Genomic DNA, 19,088 nt, shown 5'->3' on the forward strand with positions numbered 1-19,088 from the left:
ATCTATAGCCCCATGCCCAGAATCGAGTTATCAGCATGCAGCTCGCTACCACTCATGACGCTGGACTCGTCGCTGGCCAGGAACAGCACCAGTTGCGCGATGCGCTCGGGCATATAGGCGCGGCCGGCGCGGTTGAGTTTGGGGTCATGCAAGATCATTTCCTTGCTCACGCCCTTTGGCAGCGAAGCCTGCATCATGGGCGTATAAATGCCATCGGGATGAATGGAATTGACGCGAATCGCATAGCCTTGCTTGCGACAGTTCAGCGCAGCGGCGCGCGTCAGCGCGGACACTGCAGCCTTGCTGGCGCTGTAGCCGGCATATTGCTCCACGGGCAGCCAGCTGGATACCGAAGCCATATTGATGATGGAGCCACCGGCCTGCTTCATCGCCGCAATGCCCTGCTGGCAACCGATGAAGACCGACTCGGTGTTGATCTTGAGCAGGCGGCTGAAATCCTCCAGACGCCCTGTTTCCATATCACCAGGCAGCAGGATGCCGGCATTGTTGACCAGCACATCGAGCCGGCCAAGACGTTGCTGCACCGCCGCCATCACAAGCGTCCAGTCCGTCTCGCTGCTCACGTCATGGCGGACGAACATGGAGCCTTCGCCCAATTCAGCCGCCAGTTGCTGCCCCGCCGTTTCATTGATATCGCTGAATGCGACCTTGGCGCCCTCACCAAGAAGCAACTTCACCACCTCCAGACCCACACCACAGGCACCACCAGTGACCAGCGCCACCTTGCCCTGCAAACGATTTGTCATCTACGTCTCCTCTTGTTTTTCCAAGCCCTGAGCAGGGCATTGCTACTGCCACATAAAAAAGGAGGCGTAAGCGCCTCCTGGCCTGAATGGCAAAAGCCCGCAGCCACACAAAGTACGCCACAGGCTGTTTGCCGGATTCATTTTTTAGTTGCCTGCGTTACGCGCCGCTTCGGGCGTAAACATGGCTGCAGTCATATTGCCCTTGTTCAAGACGGGGCCCTGAGGACGCTCCTGGAACAGGTTGTAGGCCACATAGCCGCCAGAGTTCAGGTCGTGATAGAAGCTGGTGCCCGCATGCCAGATCCGGGCGTCGAAGGCGTAGTAATGATTGACCACCGCCTGCAGCCACAGCTGGCCGCGTGCATCGTAGTAATCGCTCATCAGTGCCTGGCCGGTATCTTCATCGAGAAACAGCACGCGCTTGCCGAACATGTGGCGGTAGCCATCCTTGAGCGAAGCCTCCAGCACCCAGACACGGCGCAGCTCGTAGCGCATGTAGTCGGGGTTTTCATGACCGGGTTTGAGCAGATCGGCATACTTCACGTTGCTGGCGTGAATCTTGTAGGCATTGGCCGGCACATAGACTTCCTTCTTGCCCAGCGACTTCCAGTTGTAGCGCTCGGGCGAGCCGTTGAACAGGCGATCGGAGTCAATCGTCAGCTTGCCGCCGGTGCCCGACAGAGGCTGATCGAAACCGTATTCAGGAATCTGGCGCACACGACGTGTGCCGGGGTCATAGCTCCAGCCCAGGCGCTTTTCCTTGCCAAATTCAACCGGCTCGGACACCACGCTGACGCCGCCCTTCTCACGCTCGGGCAGCTTGACTGCATTCATGCCCTGGGACATGGGACTGCTCAGTGGCTGTCCTGCGTTGGCCGGATCGTTGACCTGACTGAAAGCGCGATTGTCGGCACGACCCCAGACGATGCTGCCATCGGCAAGCACATTGGCGTTGTCACGCAGCGTGTGCTCGGTGAAAGCACGCGAAGGCAGCAGATTGTTGAAGGCCAGCTCAAGTCCATTTCTGGGGAACGGGAAGGGCAGCGCCCCCTTGACCGCACCCGTTGTGCCCTGACCGTCTGCGTTCATCACCGCATCCTGGGCATTCTTTCTGGCCGCCGCACAGACAGCATCCGAGAAGCGAAAGTCACGGTGGCCCTGATAGACCGGAATGCGATAGGTCCTGGGGTATTTGGCAAACATGGCCTTCTGACCCTCGCTCAGGCGCTCGGCATGCTGAGCCAGATTCTCAGCCGTGATGGTGAGCAACGGCTTTTCACCGGCATAGGGGTCTACCGGGTGCTGGCCAGCATGCGGGTTGTACTGAATGCCGGGTGGCGTACCCAGCCATTTCCCCGTGAACTCGGGCACACCACTGGCTGTACCTGCTTTTTCTCCTCCCGTGCAGGTCAACGACTTGCCCAGCCTGGCCAGTTCATCGGGCGTCGCCTTGGCCCAGACCGACCCCGCAAACAACACACCTGCAGCCAAGACCGCCAGCAAACGGGGTCCCTCTCCTAACTTCATGCCTAGTCTCCTTGGATGCATCCGCCATGCATCTACCTGTCATTGAACTTCTCTTATCGTTCTTCTTCCTTGCCGGCTCGCAATTGCGAAGCAACGGAATCATTGTTCAACCGGCGACAATCGCAAACATCGTCAATTAGGACTAGCGCAGGCAGGCGCCAGCAACAGACACAAAAAAGCGGGCCATTGGCCCGCTATGGAAAAGCAGTTTTCGTTCAGCGCTTGATGCCGAACACACCCAGCATCTGCTCCGTCTGCTTTTGCATCTGCTCCTGCATCTGCGTGAACATGCTCTGAGACTGCTCCATATAGCTGCCCATCAAACCCTGCATGGCTTGAGGCTGCATGCTCATGAACTGCTTCCAGGCCTCGGGGTTCATGCCCTGGGACTGGCCCGCAAGCTTGCTCTGGAAGTCCGTGAACATCTGCACGTTCTTTTCGATGTAGCTCCCCATGAAGCCCTGCATGGCATGACCATAGAAGCGAATGATGTTGGCCAGCATGGCCTCGGAGAACATGGGAGCCCCGCCCGCTTCTTCTTCCAGAATGATCTGCAGCAGGATGGAACGCGTCAGGTCTTCATTGGTCTTGGCATCCCTGATGACCACCGGCTCGCTGTCCATGACCAGTTGCTTGACCTCGGCCAGAGTGATGTATGAAGAGGTATTGGTGTCGTAGAGGCGGCGATTGGGATACTTCTTGATGATTCGCTGGCTCCCCACCTGGACATCACCCTCTTTGCCCTCTTTGTTTTCTTGCATCGCAAGTCCTTTATGTTCTGGGGGTCGGCCCCGTCGTCAATTGAGCTATTGCAGTGCAACAGATTTTAGGCAGTGCACAAGCCTCATCGGCAAGCAGTAACCCTGACAAACAAGCTTGTCTGCGCTGCAACAAAGTCGCACCACCGTCACAGCCAGCATCAGGTCTTTGCCATTTATTCACAAAAAACAGTTTGCCGTCTATCGAAATCAAGCTTGCAGAAGGTTTACAGTGCCTCTCGTTGTTTGACGAAAGGCTCAACGGATGATTACCACCAAAACACGCAATGCTGTTTGTCTGACCGCCCTGCTGGCTGCTGCCGGCTTCATGACCGCAGCACAGGCCCAGCCCGATGCTGCTGCGACCGATGCCGCCAAGGCTGCTGCACCGCAGGCAGCACCGGCAGCTCAGGCAGTCCCTGCCAATGTGGATGCCGCCGCCGCAGACGCCGCATTGCGCAAGCGCCTGCAGGCAGTTGTCGCAGCCATGGACGGCAAGTCCAAGCTGGCTGCCAACAATTTCAACGAGGAGTTCCTCAAGAACTCCCCCATCGACACCGTGCAGAAAGCCCTGGACTCCGTGCGCACTGGCGTCGGCAGCTGCCAGACGGTTGGCCGCATGGAAAGCTCCACACCTCTGGCCACCAGCGTGCTGCTGAGCTGCACCAAGGGCTTTGTGCCCATGGAACTGGCGGTCGAGCCCAAGGCTCCTTACCGTATTTCGGGCATTTTGCTGCGCCCGGCCTTCTGGAAATAAGCGCATTTCGCCATCAAAAATGGAGCCTACCGGCTCCATTTTTTGTTGGCACCGACAAAGTCAGATCACCACCGGCTCGGGCTCCAGGCGAATGCCAAAACGTTCGTAGACACTGGTCTGGATTGCCCCTGCAAGCGTCATCACCTCGCCGCCGGTCACGCTGGCGTCGAGGCTGTGGCGATCTCCGCGATTGACCAGCACCAGCGCCTGCCTGTCGTAGACGCCCGCCCGGCCCATGGTCTTGCCTTTCCAGCCGCAGGCATCGATCAGCCAGCCGGCCGCCAGCTTGATGGAGCCGTCATCCATGGGATAGTGAACAATCTTGGGCTCGCGCGCGATGATGTCCGCGCATTGCTCGGTCGTCACCGTGGGATTCTTGAAGAAGCTGCCCGCATTGCCGATGACCTCGGGGTCCGGCAACTTGGCCCGACGAATCTCGCAGACCCATTCAAAGATCTGCTGCGCGGTCGGCTGCTCTATGCCTTTTTCCGCCTGCTTGCGCTGCAGATCCAGGTAGCCCAGATCCGGTTGCCAACTCTTGGGCAGCGCCAGACGCACCCGGGTGATCACCGCCCGCCCTTTGAGTCCCAGGCCGCGCGGGACAGCCGTCGAGCCCGTCACGGGCCAGTACTTGGGCTGAGCCGGTGCATGTTTGAACACCGAGTCACGGTAGCCGAAGGCGCATTGCGCGGCATTGAGGCTGAACTGCTCGCCGGTGACCAGATCGATCGCGTCCAGGGAGTCGAAGCGATCCTGCAGCTCCATCCCGTAAGCGCCGATGTTCTGCACCGGGGCCGCGCCTACCGTGCCTGGAATCAGGGCCATGTTTTCAAGGCCTGTATAGCCCTGGGCCAGCGTCCATGCCACCATGTCATGCCAGCGCTCGCCCGCCCCGATCTCGACAATCCAGTGCTTGTCAGTTTCGCGCAGCAGTCGCATGCCCATGATTTCCATCTTGAGCACCACGGGGGCCACGTCGCCCGTCAGCACCACATTGCTGCCACCGCCAAGGACGAACACAGGCTGCCGTCCCCATAGCGGGTCGGCGAGAAACTGACGGATATCGTCCTGGCTACGAATGCGCACCAAGGTTTCGGCGCGCGCGGCAATGCCAAAGGTGTTGCAATGCTGCAGGGGAACATTTTTCTCGACTAACATCCATCCAATTGTCGCACTGCGCCTGCTCTGCTGCTGGCAAGCCGCACATCACGGCCCGGCGCACTGTGGCTGTTTACCGCTCTGATACTGATAGGAATTACACATGCCTTCTTTTGACACTGTTTGCGAAGCCGATTTCGTCGAAGTGAAGAACGCCGTTGACAACGCCACCAAGGAAATTGGCACCCGTTTCGACTTCAAGGGCACATCGGCCGCCGTCGAACTCAAGGACAAGGAAATCACCATTTACGGCGATGCCGAGTTCCAGCTGCAGCAAGTCGAGGACCTGCTGCGCAACAAGCTGACCAAGCGCAATGTCGATGTGCGCTTCCTGGACATCCAGAAGGCACAGAAGATTGGCGGCGACAAGGTCAAGCAGCTCATCAAGGTCAAGAACGGCATCGAGTCCGAGCTGGCCAAGAAGATCCAGAAGCTGATGAAGGAAAGCAAGCTCAAGGTGCAGGCTGCCATTCAGGAAGAGAAGGTCCGCATCACCGGAGCCAAGCGTGACGATCTGCAGGCGGCCATGGCATTGATCCGCAAGGATCTGGCCGACCACCCTCTGTCGTTCAACAACTTCCGCGATTGAATGAAGCCCCCCCCTGCGCAGCTCCGCTGCTTCCCCTTCCCTCGCCTTGCGGGAGGGGGGCGAGGCCCTTGCCACAGGGCGACGCGGCCAGCTCAGCTCCTTGCCCCGCGCCTCTCGCCTGCGTCGCATGGGGCTCATGCTTTCAGTCGCTGTGGCCTCCAGCAGTGCCTTGGGACAGTCCGTAGCCCTGACCGGCGTGCTGGGCAGCAAGGCCTTGCTGGTCATTGATGGCAGTGCCCCCAAGGCGCTGGCCGTCAACGAAAGCCACAAGGAGGTGCGCCTGCTGCAGATCAGCGGCGACTCCGCCGTGGTGGATATCAAGGGCCAGCGCCAGACCGTGCACCTGGGAGCAGCTCCGGTCAGCGTGGGCAGCCGGGGCGGCATTGGCGGCGCTGCGCGCTCGGGCCGGCTGGTCCTGATCGCCGACTCGCGCGGCCATTTTGTGGATCGCGGCTATATCAATGGAAAAACCATGCAGTACATGGTGGACACCGGCGCCAGCACCATTGCCATAGGCCGTGCCGATGCCGATCGCATGGGACTGCCCTACGAGCAGGGTGCCCCCGTCCTGATGCGCACGGCCAACGGCACTGCCCAAGGCTGGCGCATCAAGCTCGACAGCGTCAGACTGGGCGAGATGGAGGTCTACGGCATAGAGGCCGTCGTTGCCCCCCAGTCCATGCCCTATGTGCTGCTGGGCAACAGTCTGCTGACCCGGTTTCAGATGACCCGCAAGGGCAATGAGATGGTTCTGGAAAAGAACTGAACCCGCCTCTCGCCCATGCACGCACGCTACGACGACCCCTATGAAGACCTGCTGGGCCTATGGTCGGATCTGGAGGCCGCACTCGCGGTTTTGCTGACCGCGCCGCTGCGCATCCCCGGCTTTGCCATCAAGCTGCACCAGCTTGATCTATGGCTGCAAGACCTCATCACGCAGGACAGCGATGCCGCGTTGTATCTGATGTTTCAGCGTGCCAGCTCGACAACCGTGGGCTATAGCCCGTCTCACGCCGTGGTCTGCGCGGGCCTGTGCCATATCCTTGCCAAGGAGCTTGACCTGCCTCAATCCGAACGCGACACGCTGATCCAGGCCGCTCTGACCATGAACATCGGCATGACCGTGCTACAGAACCAGCTGGCCGAGCAACGTACACCGCTGAGCAGCCAGCAGGCCGAAGCCGTCAAGCAGCACCCCACAGAGGGCCGGCTGATGCTGGAGCGGCTCATGGTGCGTGACCGACTCTGGCTGGACACCGTGCAATACCACCATGTGGTGCTGCAGCCCGCGCCGCTGGCACAGTTGCAGCCGCTGGAGCGTCTGGTACGCATTCTGGGCACGGTAGACCGTTATGCTGCCCTGATCAGCCCGCGCAAGACCCGTAGCGGCCGCTCGGCTACCGAGTCGCTGCAAGTGCTGCAGCAGGGCGGCCAATACGCCGATGAGGTCAAGCAGGCCTTGATCGATGTCGTGGGCCTGTACCCGCCCGGCACCTATGTGCAGCTGGACAATGGCGAAGTGGCCGTGGTGCTGCGCCGCGGAAAAAGTCTGGAAGAACCCGAGATTGCCAGCGTGATCGACCGGGATGGCCACAGCATGTACCCGCCCATCTGGCATCTGGAGGGGCGCAGGCCGGCCATCACCTCCGCGCTGGCGCGTTCCTCGCTGACGCTGGATCTGGACCTGCGCTCCATGGCACAGCTTGGCATTCACAGTGCACGCGGCAACGCCGAGCTGTACCGCATGGTCAAGCTGCCGGGCAGCAGACGCTGACCCTTTCTAAACGCCTTGTGCAGCGATCAGGCCGGCATGGTGACCACGCGTGAACGCCTCTTCCAGCACCGAATAGCCAGCCCAGTCCGAATGCGCAAAGCTCAGCCGCGCCGTCGCAGGCGTGGGCAGGCCCTGCACTCGCTCCCCATTCAATAGCAGATTGCGCTTGCTGGCACTGAACTTGACGGCTATTGCGCTCAATATCTGCTGATCGCCAGGACGCGGAATCGCCATGGCATGGCCATAGCGGGTGATTTCCATGCGTGTGGCATGCTGCAGCAGGTCTGGGTGCGGCTCGCTCAGCGTGTTCACGATGCGCTCGCGCCAGAAGGCAAACGGCTGCTGCATCAATTGCCTGCGCCCATCGGCCCAGTCGCCCAGCGCCTGGTAGTAACTCAGCACCGTTGGCTGGCGGCGTATGCGGTCCAGCCGCTGATTGCCCGCATCCACATAGCCCAGGCCTCCTGCATTGCCGTCGCGGTACAGCACATTGTCCCAGGCGGGCTCGGCACCGGGGTAGTCGGCCAGCGGTCGGTCGATATGGATGTTCGCCACCAGCCAGGGAGCCCAGTTCAGGCGAGCCGCCACGGCACGCAGAAAATCGGGCGCATTGCGCAGCACTCTTGCAGCAATAAAGCTGGGCAGCGCCATCACGCAATGGCGCGCCAGCCAGCGTTCATGCTGCTGGCGGCCATGGTGATAAACCTCGATCTGCACACCGCCCGCGTCCTCGGTGACGGCAAGCACGCTGCAATCGGTCTGCAGCTGCGTGGCTTTCAGTCCCGCCGCCAGTTGCTGCGCCAGCCAGCCATTGCCCTGGGGCCAGGTCAGCACCTGCTCGCCATCCGCTTCGCTCTCATGCCCGGACTGCAGGCGCGGCGCGTGGAAACCATGGCGGCTGGCGAAATAATGAATCCCCGCCCAGGCCGAGACGCGGCTCAGACCGGCACCGAAATCATCGCGGCAGCTGTAGTCCAGATACCAGAGCAGACGCTCGTCATCGAGGCCCTGCACCGCCAGCCATTGGTCGAAACGCTGTGCATCGAGCACCGCATGAGAGGCAGGCAAACCCGCTTCGCGCTGCCAGACACGGATGGAAGGCATGGCAAAGGCCGCCGCCTGAGCCGCTGCCTCGACCTGCTTTTCAAACAGCGCATATTGCTCCAGCGTGCGCTGGCTCACGCCCTGCACGGGCAGCAGTCCCTCATGCCAGCCGCCCTGCCAGTACAGGCGCTCCTGCGGGCTATGGCAGAGATAGCGCTCGTCATAGCGCCAGCGGCCAGCGAAGCGCTGGCGCACGCCCAGCTCCTCCAGCCAGTCCTGCACCTCATGGGCATCGTCGCCGGGAACGGGCAGATAGTGGGCACCCAGGGGGCAGGCAATGCCCTTGACTTGCCCGCCCTGGCTGTTGCCTCCCATGGCGGCCTGGGTATCGAGCAAGGCTGCGCCCTGCACGCCAGCCAGTTCCAGCGCGCGTGCCGCCGCCAGCCCGGCCATGCCCCCGCCCGCAATCACTACTGGCGCCCGGTGTACCACCGCAGGTGCAGGTAGCTCCAGCCCCTGTGCCAGGCGCTGCCAGAAAGGGCGCAGGCCATGACCACGCTCCAGCGCCACGCCGCTGAAGCCGCCAGGCAAGTCCTCCAGTCTGGGCGCTGGCTGCTTGCAGCCGGCCAGGCCCGCTGCGCCCAAAGCGCTGGCGGCCGCCAGCCCGAGCCAGTCGCGCCGTTTCAGATCGGCCCGCATCAATGCTCCACCTTGCCCCACTCGCGCTCATAGGTGTTGACCAGCACCTGATTCGAGAGGCGATTCACCTCGGTCGGCACGCGCGCCATATCGAGAGGGAAGTCAAACATCAGGCGCAGCGTGGGCAGGGTCAGAAAACGCATGCCAGCGGGCAAAGCCTCGGGCTCGCGCCAGGGACGGTGACTGGCCAGCACAAAACCCCATTCGCCAAAACTGGGCACATGCACGTGATAGGGCCGTGCCCTCAGACCCACGGACTCCACGGTCTGCACCACGGTCCAGAAGCTCTGGCGCGCAATCAGCGGCGAGGTGGTCTGAATCACGGCATAGCCGCTGGCCGCCAGACGCTTGTCCAGCAGCGAATAAAAACTATTGGTGAACAGCTTGCCTATGGCGAAATTGGTGGGATCGGGAAAGTCCACCACGATCACATCGAAGGTGTCCGCAGTCTCCTGCAACCAGTGAAAGGCGTCGGTGTTGACGATGCTCACGCGGGCATCGTTGAGTGCATTGCCATTGAGCGCCGTCATCATGGCGTTGCTCTTGAACAGGCCGGTCATGGCCGGGTCCAGCTCCACCAGCACCACGGACTCCACGCCGGGGTACTTGAGCACCTCGCGCACGGCCATGCCGTCGCCACCACCCAGCACCGCCACCTTCCTCGGTGCACCATGTGCGGCCATGGCGGGGTGGACCAGCGCTTCGTGATAGCGGTACTCGTCGCTCTGGGCAAACTGCAGATTGCCGTTCAGGTACAGCCGCGCGCCCTGGCGTCCCTGTGTCACCACGATGCGCTGGTAGGGCGAGCTGCTGCTCAGCACGATGCGGTCCTGATAGAAATGGTCGTCGGCCAGCCGGGTCAGCTGATCCGCGCCCGCGATGCCGCCGCCCAGGGCCAGCAGCACCAGTGCACAGGCCCAGGCATGGGCACGCAGATTGCGCAGCTCATGCTTGAACAGCACCAGGGCCCACACGGCAATGGCCGCGTTCATGAAGCCGAACAGCAGACCTGTGCGCACCAGGCCCAGCTTGGGCACCAGCACGATGGGAAACGCCAGCGACACGGCCAAGGCTCCCAGATAGTCGAAGGTCAGCACCTTGGAGACCAGATCCTTGAGCGATGCATTGCGCTTGAGAATGCGCATGACAAGCGGAATCTCCAGCCCCACCAGCGTTCCCACCACCATCACCATGCCGTAGAGCAGAAAGCGGAACGCGCCCGGCGCATAGGCATTGGCGAGAAACAGCACGGCCGGCAAGGCACCACCGACCAGCGCCACCATCAGCTCCACACGCAGAAAATGCGCGGGCAGCTGATCTTCGAAATAGCGCGACAGCCACGAGCCTATGCCCATGGCAAACAGATAGGTACCTATGATGGTGGAGAACTGCAGCACCGAATCACCGAGCAGATAGGATGCCAGCGCGCCTGCCGCCAGCTCGTAGAGCAGGCCGCAGGCCGCAATCACGAAGACGCTGGCCAGCAGCGCAACATCAATGGGCCGAGGCCCCTGGCCAGCGCTATGCTCCTCGGCCACCATCGAAGTCATCTAATTCCTTTAACCGTAAAACAGGCGCGCCGTCCTCTGCCTGCCAGGGACAGCGAGCAAGGGCCTGGGCGGCCCCGCCGCCCCACAGCGAAGCTGTCGTCCCCCTCCCCTAGCGCCCAGCGCGTAGAGAGAGGGGGAAGGCGCGCTGCGCCTCAGGGGGAGCCTCAATGTATCGCCGCAGCGACGATGATGCTGATACCCAGGCACATGGCCGCCACCACCATGGCCAGTGCCTTGTTGTGCTTCTCCACGATCTCGGCCCACATGTCCACGGGCGTGATCTTGTCGATGATGATGAAGCACAGCCAGAACACCACCACGCCCACCAGGGCGTAGATGATGGAGCCGAAGAAGTTCTGGGCGCTGAACCAGTCGAAATTCATGATGTCTCTCCTGTAATGAGATGGGGGGCCTGCCTGTGAGAGCAGCGACGCTTATTTATGACTGCCACCCGAGGTGTAACCACCGTAGGAACCGCTGCTGGAGCGGCTGTACGTGCAGTTGGGATCTGTGCGCGGGTCGCAGTTGGGACTGGACATGCAGGCACGCAGGAACGGCAGGATGAACAGCAGCAGGAACAACCAGAACAGAATCGTCCCCCAGCTGAAGCCGCTGCCCGACAGAGGACTGACCTGGGAGCGATCCTTGAGCTTGGCCGTGCCGAACGCTTGGCCACCGTCTCAGCCGAAACGCGCTGGCCATGGGTCCAGGTCGTTTCCTGATTGGCGGTCTCCAGCGCCAGCGTGGACTGCTTGCCGCCATTGGCAAAGTCCACATTGCTGGACTTGGCGCCCTTGAAGACGGGCCAGTAGAACTCGCCCTCTGCATATTCCGTCTCCGCCAGGTAGGCGTAGTCGCGCTGGTATTTGCGCTGCAGATAGGTCGCAGTGGCGCCGTTCTTGCTGAGCTTGGGAGCTCCCGTGATGACGCGGGCCGTGCTCCAGCCGTCTTCCGAATCGACGATGAACGAAAAGCCCGCCTTCTTGTTGTAGAGCAGGTACTCATCCCAGGTGAAGCTGTCGTCCTCATCTTCGCCCAGGCCACGCCCGCTGCGCCTCTGAAAACCCACGACCTGCCATTTCAGGCCATCCAGCGTGCCTTCGCTGCCCAGCGGGATCAGAGGCTTGACCTTTCGGCGCTGCTCGGCATAGCTCAGCTCCGCCCCCATGCCCTTGGACATGTCGATCAGGCTGCCACAGCTGGGGCAGCTCAGGGCCTTGGTGGTGTCGAAGCGCACGGGCACCACGGCACCGCACTTGGGACAGTTGAAGTGGCGCCCCTGGGTTTTCTTCTGGGCGCTGCTGCGCAGGCCCTGCATCTGCAAAGCCTCCAGCGCCACGGCTGCCCCCAGACTGAAGGCCGGTGTCTTGTCGCTGAAGTCGATGGAGAGAATCTGGTTCTTGTCGCTGCGCAACTCCACCAGCTTGAAGCTCTTGCCGAGCTGGGGCAGCTGGGGCAGCTCGCCCTGAGCCGCCATCAGTTGCGCATCCTGAATGCTGGTGACGGTAAAGGATTCCGTGCCTGCCTTGAGCTCGCGGCCCATGCGCCATTCGCGCTGCTGGAACTCTTTCACGTTCCAGCCCGGCGGCTGCCAGTTCACGGCAAAGACAAAGCTGCCGTTGTCCTCGCTCAGCCAGGCCAGCTCGCCGTTGCTGAGCGCAGCCACCCACTCCGACCAGTTGCCGGCCGCGCTTTTGTACTGGGCGCGGCCCACGATGGTGAAGGGCTCGGGCTTGCCGTTGCGCTTGACCATGCCCGAGGCGCCCAGCTGCAGCGGGCTGTAGTCCTCGAACACCTCGGCCATGGAGCCAATGCGCTTGAGCGTCTCGCCATCGCGCAGCACGGTGCTGCGGCAAAACTCGCAGACGGCAAAACTCGATTGCGCACTGGCGAAGTGGACCGGCGCGCCACAACCAGGACAGGGAGCGCTGTAGTCGCGCTGCGATGGGCTGGAAGCCATATTTTTTGCTATTTAATCAGGAGCTTCTTGCGCTTGAATGGAAACGGCCTGAAGGCGGCCTCGGAGAAATGCAGCAGCCGCGCCCTAGCGATGCTTGCTCTTACCGCTCTTGCGGGCAGCGCCCTCTGCAAGCTTGGAGCCATCGGTCTTTTTCTGTCCCAGCCTGGATTCCTTGCCGGCGATCAAGCGCTGAATGTTTTCGCGATGACGCCAGACCAGCAGGATCGCCATCACGACAATCGCGGCAGTGATGGGGGTTTCCGCATCCCAGACAATGCCGCTGCACAGCACGTAATACACGGGCGCGAACACCGATGCCACCAGCGCGGCCAGGGAGGAATAGCGGAAGAACACGGCCACAATGACCCAGGTCAGCGCCGTCGCCAGACCCAGCCAGCCGCTGATGCCCAGCAGCACGCCCAAGGCCGTGGCCACGCCCTTGCCCCCCTTGAAGCCAAAGAACACCGGGTACAGATGGCCCAGGAAAGCAGCTAGGCCGACCAGCGCGACCGTGCTGTCGCCCAGCCCGAACTGCGCGCCGAAGGCTTTGACCAGCACCACGGGCACCAGGCCCTTGAGCGCATCCAGCAGCAGCGTGACAGCCGCTGCCGCCTTGCTGCCCGAGCGCAGCACATTGGTGGCCCCGGGGTTGCCGCTGCCATAGGTGCGCGGGTCGTTCAGGCCCATGACGCGGCTGACGATGACGGCAAAGGACAGCGAACCAATCAGATAGGCCGCGATGACGGCGATAACGGGATAGAGGGCGTTCAAAGGAATTCCTCGGCCAGAGACTGGCCCTAAGGCTCGCCAACCAAGGTCGACGGCACCGATTGTTGTCACGACTTGCGCAACCCGGATCAGGCACGGCGGTTTGTAGACCGTCATGCCCGTTGTACATCCTGGTTGGCGTAAGTCCTTGTTGTTTGCGTTTTTTGCCAGCCGGCGTCTGCCCCGGCTGGCTAGCCCCCTATTCTGCCAGCGCGCAGTGCACCGGCCGGGCATCGAGCAGACGGGTACAAACCTCAGGGGCCAGTTGCACCAGATAGCCGCGCCGCCCGCCGTTGATGGCAATGCGTGGCAGCGCGAGTATGGTTTCCTCGATATAGACCGGCATCTCGCGCCTAGTGCCGAAGGGTGAGGTACCGCCCACCAGATAGCCGCTGTGGCGGTTGGCCACGTCGGGTTTGCAAGGCTCCACGCTCTTGGCCCCGATCTGGCGCGCCAGGTTCTTGGTCGATACCTTGCAATCGCCATGCATGAGCACGATGAGCGGCTTGGCATCCTGATCCTGCATCACCAGGGTCTTGACCACTGCGTGCTCGTCCAACCCCAGTTGGCGCGCTGACTCTTCAGTGCCGCCATGCTCCACATAGTCATAGGGGTGCTCGGTGAACTCCACCTTGTGGGCCCTGAGCATCTGCGTGGCTGGAGTCTCGCTCACATGGGCGTTTTTGTCTTTTTTTGCCATGATTCAATTTTGATAGCTAGTGGCGTATGCCCGATATGGGCCATCCGCCATTTTCTCTCAATAAAGCGATCAGACAGCGGGATCGCGCATCTCCCAGCGGATGCGGTCGATCTCGGCCAGCAGCTCGGCAGACAGCTTAGTTCCCCAGGCATCGAGATCCTCGTCGAGCTGGGCTACCGAAGTCACACCGATGATGGTGCTGGCCACCTGCCACTTGGTGTAGCAGAAGGCCAATGCCAGCTGCGTGGGAGTGAGGCCGTGCTCGCGCGCCAGCGCGTTGTAGCGGCGCGCTGCGGCCAGCGCATCGGGGCGACCCCAGCGCTGTTTCTGCACGGATTCATACCTGGCAATGCGTGCCTCCTTGGGCGCACCGGCCTCGGTCGGTGCAAACTGATCGAACTTGCCCGTCAGCAGGCCGAAAGCCAGCGGCGAATAGGCCAGCAGCGACACCTCGAGGCGGTGACAGCTTTCGTCCAGCCCGTTCTCATAGCTGCGGTTGATCAGGCAGTAAGGGTTCTGGATCGCAGCCACACGCGGCAGTCCATGCTGCTCTGCCAGGCGCACGAACTCGTGCACGCCATAAGGCGTCTCGTTGGACAGGCCGATGTGGCGGATCTTGCCCTGCCTGACCAGACCGGCCAGCGCCTGCAGCTGTTCGTGGATGGGCGTGAGCGAGCTTTCCTTTTTCGGGTCGTAATACATGCCGCCGAAGGCCGGCACATGGCGCTCGGGCCAGTGGATCTGGTAGAGGTCGATCACCTCGGTCTGCAGGCGCTCAAGGCTGGCGTCGCAGGAACGCACGATGTCCTGCGCCGACATGCCCGAGCCTTCGCGGATCCAGGGCATGCCGCGCGAGGGGCCGGCCACCTTGCTGGCCAGCGTGATCTGCTCGCGCATGCCGGGGCGGGCCTTGAGCCAGCGGCCGATGATGGATTCCGTCGCGCCAAAGGTGGCCTCACGGGCGGGCACGGCATACATCTCGGCCGTGTCGAAGAAATCCACGCCGCGCTCCACGGCTCGGTCCATGATGCGCCAGGCTTGAGCCTCATCGACCTGCTCGCCGAATGTCATGGTGCCCAGACAGATGGGGCTGACGCGCAGATCGCTCTGCCCCAGAGCGACGGGATTCATGGAAAGACGGGAAGTGGATGCAGCAGAAGTCATGCTTCCAAGTTTAGAGCCTGACAGTACAAGATCAGGGCAGACTCCTTGTTTTTGCTGACACAGCTGTCCCGTGCACGACGGGCCATGCTGCAAGCGCAGCAATAATCAAAACAACGGAGACAATATGACAACGCACAACCCCACGCTGACCGGCCAGCTCACCGATATCCCGCCCTATCAGCCGCGCCGCCAGTGGCGCTCGCAGATGCTGCCCGTGCGCAATATGCACTACTACCAGCGCAGTTGGGAGCCCGAGCCAGTTTCGGGAATCGATCCCGAGTTGCCCGTGCTGGTGCTGGCCCATGGCTGGATGGATGTGGCCGCCTCCTACCAGTTTGTGGTCGACGCCTTCAGCGACGCCTTTGTGCAGGGCCGCCGTATCCTTGCTCACGACTGGCGCGGCTTCGGCCTGAGCCGCAGCGCCAAGCCCTGCGACAGCTACTACTTCACCGACTACCTGGCCGACCTGGACATGCTGCTGGAGCAGATTTCGCCCGATCGGCCCATCGACCTGGTCGGCCACAGCATGGGCGGCAATATCTCCTGCATGTATGCGGGCGCGCGGCCCGAGCGTATACGCCGCTTTGTCAATCTCGAGGGCTTCGGCATGGCGCCCACAAGGCCCGACCAGGCCCCCGGGCGTCTGGCCCAATGGATGGATCAGCTGCGCGAGCAGCGGGCGGGCGCCATGGGTCTCGCCCCCTACGACAGCGTGGAGGCCGTGGCCAATCGCCTGCAGAAAACCAATCGCCGCCTGCCCCGCGACAAAGCCCTATGGCTGGCTCATCACTGGTCGGCCCCCGATGCCCAGGGTCGCTGGCATATTCTGGGCGACGCCGCACACAAGCTCTCCAACCCCTATCTGTATCGCGTGGACGAAGCACTTGCCTGCCTGGCCGCCATCAGCGCACCTACCTTGTCGGTCGAAGCCTCGGACGACAGCCTGGGCCATTGGCACCAGGGCCGTTACACGCTGGAGCAATACCACGAACGCATTCGCCACATCCCACAATGCGAGATCGCCCGCGTGCAGGACGCAGGCCATATGCTGCACCACGACCAGCCCGAGGCCGTGGCCAGGCTGATCGAGGACTTTCTGCGCTGAAAGACTGCTACTGCTGAGACTGCGACTGCTGCTTGCTATCTCTACAGGAGCTTGTAGCGCATGTAATCATTGATTTTCAGCATTATCTATATCTGAAATCAATTTACAACATGCGCTATAAGCTCACTTATTTATAGCCGCCCACGCCCTGTCCGGTCTGCAGCTCCAGCACATGGCGCCAGCGCCTCGGCTGCATTTGCAGCTTTCGGTAGCGGCCATCGACCCACTCCGCACTCATGTCCGCATAACGGGCCGACAGCGCCAGTCCGCTCTGCCCGGTCTGGTAGATGAACTGCGAGGACTCCGGATCGCCGAGGTCGTAGATGGCGCGCAGCGAGGGCGCGTGGCGGCTGACAAAACGTCCGGCCAGCGGTCCCTTGGCATCGGAGGGCGGCGGGTTGGCGTTGTACTGCCCGACATTGATGCTATAGGTGTCGCCGCCCGAGGCCACGCTCACATTGAAGACCCCCGCCAGTGCCGCCACCGAGCCCAGAGGCTTGTGCGCGCTGAGCGCCGGGTGCGCAGCGCCCCAGCGCCATTGGCGCGGATCATTGCCGTAGGCCGACTGCAGCTTGTCCAGCGTGCGGGTCAGCGCCTGTCCGGCCTGTTGCTCGCAGCTCAGCGGCGCGCACCACCAGGCGTCATTGCGCGCCAGCATTCCCTCCAGCCCGGCACGGAAGTCCCGCTTGCCGTAGCTCATGACAAAGCGCTGCTCGCCAATACGCGGAATCACCAGGCCGCGCGTCAGCTCGTCGACCCAGACCGAGAAGATCAGCGGCTCGGGCCTGTCCCGCTCCATCAGCCCATCAAAGCCCGCCAGCAGTTGCTGTGCCTGCGCTGCCAGGGCGTGGCTCGATTGAGCCTTGCGCAGCACGGGCAGCAAGGCCCGGGTGGCCAGGGACTGCACATCGTTCTGAATCGCCGCCATGCTGGCCACGTCATGCTCGCTGCCTGCCGCCAGCAACTGCTCTATGCGCTGGTGGCGGTAGGGCAGGCTCCAGTCCTGGGTCAGAAAATGCGCATAGCCGGCTTCCGTCACGCGCTGGTTGGCCGTGGCCACAAAGCCTCGCGTGCCGCCATCGTCCTGCGGCGTCTGGTCGTACCCCAGCCAGCCCTGCCAGTCATAGCGCGCATCCCAGCCGGGCGCCGGCGCCACGCCGCGCAAGTCATTGCCGGGCGCACGCACAGGCACCCTGCCTGCGGCCTTGAAGCCGATATGTCCCTGCACATCGGCCGCCACAATGCTTTGCATGGGCGAGTGGTAGATGGAGAATGCCTCGAACAATTCGGACACAGTCTGCGCCCCGTTGGCCCTGAGGCCGGCCTCCACCGTGCGGTTGTCCGTATCCAGCGCCGCCCAGCGCAGGGCCAGCGCATAGCGATCGGTGTTGATGACCTTGCCATATTGCTGCTGCGCGTCGCTGATCACCGGGCCGTGGCGCGTGCTGCGCAGCGTCACCCTGACATCGCTCTGGCCCTTGACCTTGAAGATTTCCTCGCGCACGACAAACTTTTCCCAGCCCGTCGGCGTGCGGTATTGGCTGGCATCGGCCGGGTTGATCTGCTCCAGATACAGATCCTGCACATCGGGGTTGGTGTTGGTAAAGCCCCAGGCCACCTGCGCCGTGCGGCCCAGCACCACAAAGGGCATGCCGGGCAAGGTGGCCCCTGTCACATCCAGCTCGCTCAGGGCACTGCCGTCACCGGCCCGGCCCTCTGGCGACTGAAGACGCGCGAAGTACCAGATGGCCGGAGCGCTCAGCCCCAGATGCGGATCGTTGGCCAGCAAGGGCTTGCCGCTTCGGGTCTTGCTGCCGGCCACCACCCAGTTATTGCTGCCCAGTCCGTCATTCGTGCCCATATCCTTCGCCATGGAGGCCGCCCATTGCTGTAAGACTGATTGAATCTGCCCGGCCGGCGCCGAAGCCTTGGGCTGGGCATTCGTCTCCCGGTAAACACCGAGCTGGCGGTACAGGCTGGCGAGATCCACCGCCGTCGCGGGCTGCTCGCCCGGATAGGCCGGCATCAGCTGCCACAGCTGCTCGGTGCTCAGGACCTGCAGCAGATTCAGCCGTGCGAACTCGTTGCCCCAGTTGCCGCCCAGATCCAGCGCCATCATCAGCGCCCAGCCCACGGTGTCTTCAGGCTCCCAGGTCGATGGCCCTCCTGCTCCGGCCCTGGTGCCCAACAGCAGGAACTCCGGCGCTGCAGCCTGCGAAGGCCTGGCGTAAAAGGCGGCGATACCCTGGCTATAGGCCTGCAAGGCCTCCTGCACCGAGGGCGGCAGCGCCGCGTACTGGCGACGCGCCGCACCATGGATATCGAGAGCACGCATCAGCTTGTCCAGCTCCAGCGTGGCCGGGCCCAGAATCTCCGACAGCCGTCCCTGCATGAGACGGCGGTTGAACTCGAGCTGCCAGCCGCGCTCCTGCGCATGGACAAAGCCCAGGGCCCGCCAGACATCCTGCGGCGACTGGGCGCTGATATGCGTGACATCGGACTCGTCGCGCCTGACCCACACGCTGCGCTCAAGCCCGGCGAGGACCAGCTTGCCGTCCATGCGCGGCTGGGCCCGCACGCCATAGACCGCCAACGCGGCCCCTGCCAGCAAAACCAGCCCGGTGGCCGCAACCGCCAGATGCAATGTGCGCCTGAGCCAGAGACGGGCAGAGGACTCTGCCGCCAAAGTGATGTCTCCCATATCGCCTCTTGTCATGCGTCCGGTGCGCAACATCCACATGCTGATCGCGTCCAGCCATGGGCGACAA

General features: G+C 62.6%; 16 protein-coding genes and 1 pseudogene. 5 read left to right on the forward strand and 12 right to left on the reverse strand.

The genetic code is table 11. The annotated features are described in order from the left end of the window. Positions 1–2 precede the first annotated feature (2 nt). The 3 genes from V8Z78_RS02795 to phaR all read right to left on the reverse strand — a co-directional run bounded on the left by V8Z78_RS02795 (position 3) and on the right by phaR (position 3,055). On the reverse strand, positions 3–767 hold the full coding sequence (locus tag V8Z78_RS02795) for an SDR family oxidoreductase (RefSeq protein WP_349730848.1): 765 nt from the start codon (positions 765–767) through the stop codon (positions 3–5). 144 nt (positions 768–911) lie between these two features. Further along, positions 912–2,294 (reverse strand): DUF1329 domain-containing protein, encoded by a 1,383-nt coding sequence (locus tag V8Z78_RS02800; protein WP_280031312.1) that lies wholly within the window; start codon positions 2,292–2,294, stop codon positions 912–914. A gap of 215 nt (positions 2,295–2,509) precedes the next feature. Continuing rightward, entirely contained in the window at positions 2,510–3,055 is a 546-nt protein-coding gene (phaR, locus tag V8Z78_RS02805; protein ID WP_003063218.1) for a polyhydroxyalkanoate synthesis repressor PhaR, read from the reverse strand. A gap of 262 nt (positions 3,056–3,317) precedes the next feature. Between phaR and V8Z78_RS02810 the strand changes: the two genes are divergently transcribed. After that, positions 3,318–3,809, forward strand: a complete 492-nt coding sequence (locus tag V8Z78_RS02810; RefSeq protein ID WP_003063220.1) for a hypothetical protein — start codon at positions 3,318–3,320, stop codon at positions 3,807–3,809. A 60-nt stretch (positions 3,810–3,869) separates the two neighbouring features. Here the strand turns inward: V8Z78_RS02810 and murB are convergent, their stop codons facing one another. Continuing rightward, the gene (gene murB, locus V8Z78_RS02815; protein WP_314353929.1) at positions 3,870–4,967 is read right to left on the reverse strand and encodes a UDP-N-acetylmuramate dehydrogenase; all 1,098 of its coding nucleotides are present in this window, start codon (positions 4,965–4,967) and stop codon (positions 3,870–3,872) included. A gap of 103 nt (positions 4,968–5,070) precedes the next feature. Here murB and V8Z78_RS02820 point away from each other — a divergent pair, with 103 nt between their 5' ends. From V8Z78_RS02820 to V8Z78_RS02830, 3 genes are all read left to right on the forward strand, one after another. Beyond that, the gene (locus V8Z78_RS02820; protein WP_003063225.1) at positions 5,071–5,556 is read left to right on the forward strand and encodes a YajQ family cyclic di-GMP-binding protein; all 486 of its coding nucleotides are present in this window, start codon (positions 5,071–5,073) and stop codon (positions 5,554–5,556) included. 136 nt (positions 5,557–5,692) lie between these two features. Beyond that, positions 5,693–6,322: a retropepsin-like aspartic protease family protein gene (locus V8Z78_RS02825; protein ID WP_171832495.1), complete on the forward strand. Its 630-nt coding sequence runs from the start codon at positions 5,693–5,695 to the stop codon at positions 6,320–6,322. 15 nt (positions 6,323–6,337) lie between these two features. Further along, positions 6,338–7,330, forward strand: a complete 993-nt coding sequence (locus V8Z78_RS02830) for an HD-GYP domain-containing protein (RefSeq protein ID WP_314353932.1) — start codon at positions 6,338–6,340, stop codon at positions 7,328–7,330. 6 nt (positions 7,331–7,336) lie between these two features. Here V8Z78_RS02830 and V8Z78_RS02835 read toward each other — a convergent pair whose 3' ends face one another. From V8Z78_RS02835 to V8Z78_RS02865, 7 genes and pseudogenes are all read right to left on the reverse strand, one after another. After that, complete coding sequence (locus V8Z78_RS02835; protein ID WP_349730849.1) at positions 7,337–9,073, reverse strand: FAD-dependent oxidoreductase; 1,737 nt, start codon at positions 9,071–9,073, stop codon at positions 7,337–7,339. After that, complete coding sequence (locus V8Z78_RS02840; protein WP_332293970.1) at positions 9,073–10,623, reverse strand: polyamine aminopropyltransferase; 1,551 nt, start codon at positions 10,621–10,623, stop codon at positions 9,073–9,075. The genes V8Z78_RS02835 and V8Z78_RS02840 overlap by 1 nt, the downstream gene beginning before the upstream one ends. A 164-nt stretch (positions 10,624–10,787) precedes the next feature. Continuing rightward, positions 10,788–11,006 carry a DUF350 domain-containing protein gene (locus V8Z78_RS02845; RefSeq protein WP_003063240.1) on the reverse strand — a complete coding sequence of 73 codons (219 nt, stop codon included), beginning with the start codon at positions 11,004–11,006 and terminating at the stop codon, positions 10,788–10,790. Between the two features lie 51 nt (positions 11,007–11,057). Further along, positions 11,058–12,583 (reverse strand): annotated as a pseudogene (locus V8Z78_RS02850) (DUF4178 domain-containing protein). 84 nt (positions 12,584–12,667) lie between these two features. Further along, a complete protein-coding gene (gene plsY, locus V8Z78_RS02855; protein WP_046460745.1) occupies positions 12,668–13,354 on the reverse strand; it encodes a glycerol-3-phosphate 1-O-acyltransferase PlsY in 687 nt (228 codons plus the stop codon). Positions 13,355–13,550: 196 nt separating this feature from the next. Then, positions 13,551–14,051 carry a Cys-tRNA(Pro) deacylase gene (gene ybaK / locus V8Z78_RS02860; RefSeq protein ID WP_003063251.1) on the reverse strand — a complete coding sequence of 167 codons (501 nt, stop codon included), beginning with the start codon at positions 14,049–14,051 and terminating at the stop codon, positions 13,551–13,553. Between the two features lie 69 nt (positions 14,052–14,120). Further along, entirely contained in the window at positions 14,121–15,182 is a 1,062-nt protein-coding gene (locus V8Z78_RS02865) for an aldo/keto reductase (RefSeq protein ID WP_280007908.1), read from the reverse strand. 157 nt (positions 15,183–15,339) lie between these two features. Between V8Z78_RS02865 and V8Z78_RS02870 the strand changes: the two genes are divergently transcribed. Continuing rightward, positions 15,340–16,320: an alpha/beta fold hydrolase gene (locus V8Z78_RS02870; protein ID WP_349730850.1), complete on the forward strand. Its 981-nt coding sequence runs from the start codon at positions 15,340–15,342 to the stop codon at positions 16,318–16,320. Between the two features lie 127 nt (positions 16,321–16,447). Here the strand turns inward: V8Z78_RS02870 and V8Z78_RS02875 are convergent, their stop codons facing one another. Continuing rightward, the gene (locus tag V8Z78_RS02875) at positions 16,448–19,021 is read right to left on the reverse strand and encodes a penicillin acylase family protein (protein ID WP_349730851.1); all 2,574 of its coding nucleotides are present in this window, start codon (positions 19,019–19,021) and stop codon (positions 16,448–16,450) included. Between the last annotated feature and the right edge of the window lie 67 nt (positions 19,022–19,088).

The organism is Comamonas sp. wu1-DMT, assembly GCF_040187805.1.
GTDB lineage: Bacteria > Pseudomonadota > Gammaproteobacteria > Burkholderiales > Burkholderiaceae_C > Comamonas > Comamonas thiooxydans.

Coding starts and splice junctions, on each gene's coding strand:
- V8Z78_RS02795 (WP_349730848.1), bottom strand. CDS start 767: ATGACAAATCGTTTGCAGGGCAAGGTGGCGCTGGTCACTGGTGGTGCC.
- V8Z78_RS02800 (WP_280031312.1), bottom strand. CDS start 2,294: ATGAAGTTAGGAGAGGGACCCCGTTTGCTGGCGGTCTTGGCTGCAGGT.
- phaR (WP_003063218.1), bottom strand. CDS start 3,055: ATGCAAGAAAACAAAGAGGGCAAAGAGGGTGATGTCCAGGTGGGGAGC.
- V8Z78_RS02810 (WP_003063220.1), top strand. CDS start 3,318: ATGATTACCACCAAAACACGCAATGCTGTTTGTCTGACCGCCCTGCTG.
- murB (WP_314353929.1), bottom strand. CDS start 4,967: ATGTTAGTCGAGAAAAATGTTCCCCTGCAGCATTGCAACACCTTTGGC.
- V8Z78_RS02820 (WP_003063225.1), top strand. CDS start 5,071: ATGCCTTCTTTTGACACTGTTTGCGAAGCCGATTTCGTCGAAGTGAAG.
- V8Z78_RS02825 (WP_171832495.1), top strand. CDS start 5,693: ATGCTTTCAGTCGCTGTGGCCTCCAGCAGTGCCTTGGGACAGTCCGTA.
- V8Z78_RS02830 (WP_314353932.1), top strand. CDS start 6,338: ATGCACGCACGCTACGACGACCCCTATGAAGACCTGCTGGGCCTATGG.
- V8Z78_RS02835 (WP_349730849.1), bottom strand. CDS start 9,073: ATGCGGGCCGATCTGAAACGGCGCGACTGGCTCGGGCTGGCGGCCGCC.
- V8Z78_RS02840 (WP_332293970.1), bottom strand. CDS start 10,623: ATGACTTCGATGGTGGCCGAGGAGCATAGCGCTGGCCAGGGGCCTCGG.
- V8Z78_RS02845 (WP_003063240.1), bottom strand. CDS start 11,006: ATGAATTTCGACTGGTTCAGCGCCCAGAACTTCTTCGGCTCCATCATC.
- ybaK (WP_003063251.1), bottom strand. CDS start 14,051: ATGGCAAAAAAAGACAAAAACGCCCATGTGAGCGAGACTCCAGCCACG.
- V8Z78_RS02865 (WP_280007908.1), bottom strand. CDS start 15,182: ATGAATCCCGTCGCTCTGGGGCAGAGCGATCTGCGCGTCAGCCCCATC.
- V8Z78_RS02870 (WP_349730850.1), top strand. CDS start 15,340: ATGACAACGCACAACCCCACGCTGACCGGCCAGCTCACCGATATCCCG.
- V8Z78_RS02875 (WP_349730851.1), bottom strand. CDS start 19,021: ATGGGAGACATCACTTTGGCGGCAGAGTCCTCTGCCCGTCTCTGGCTC.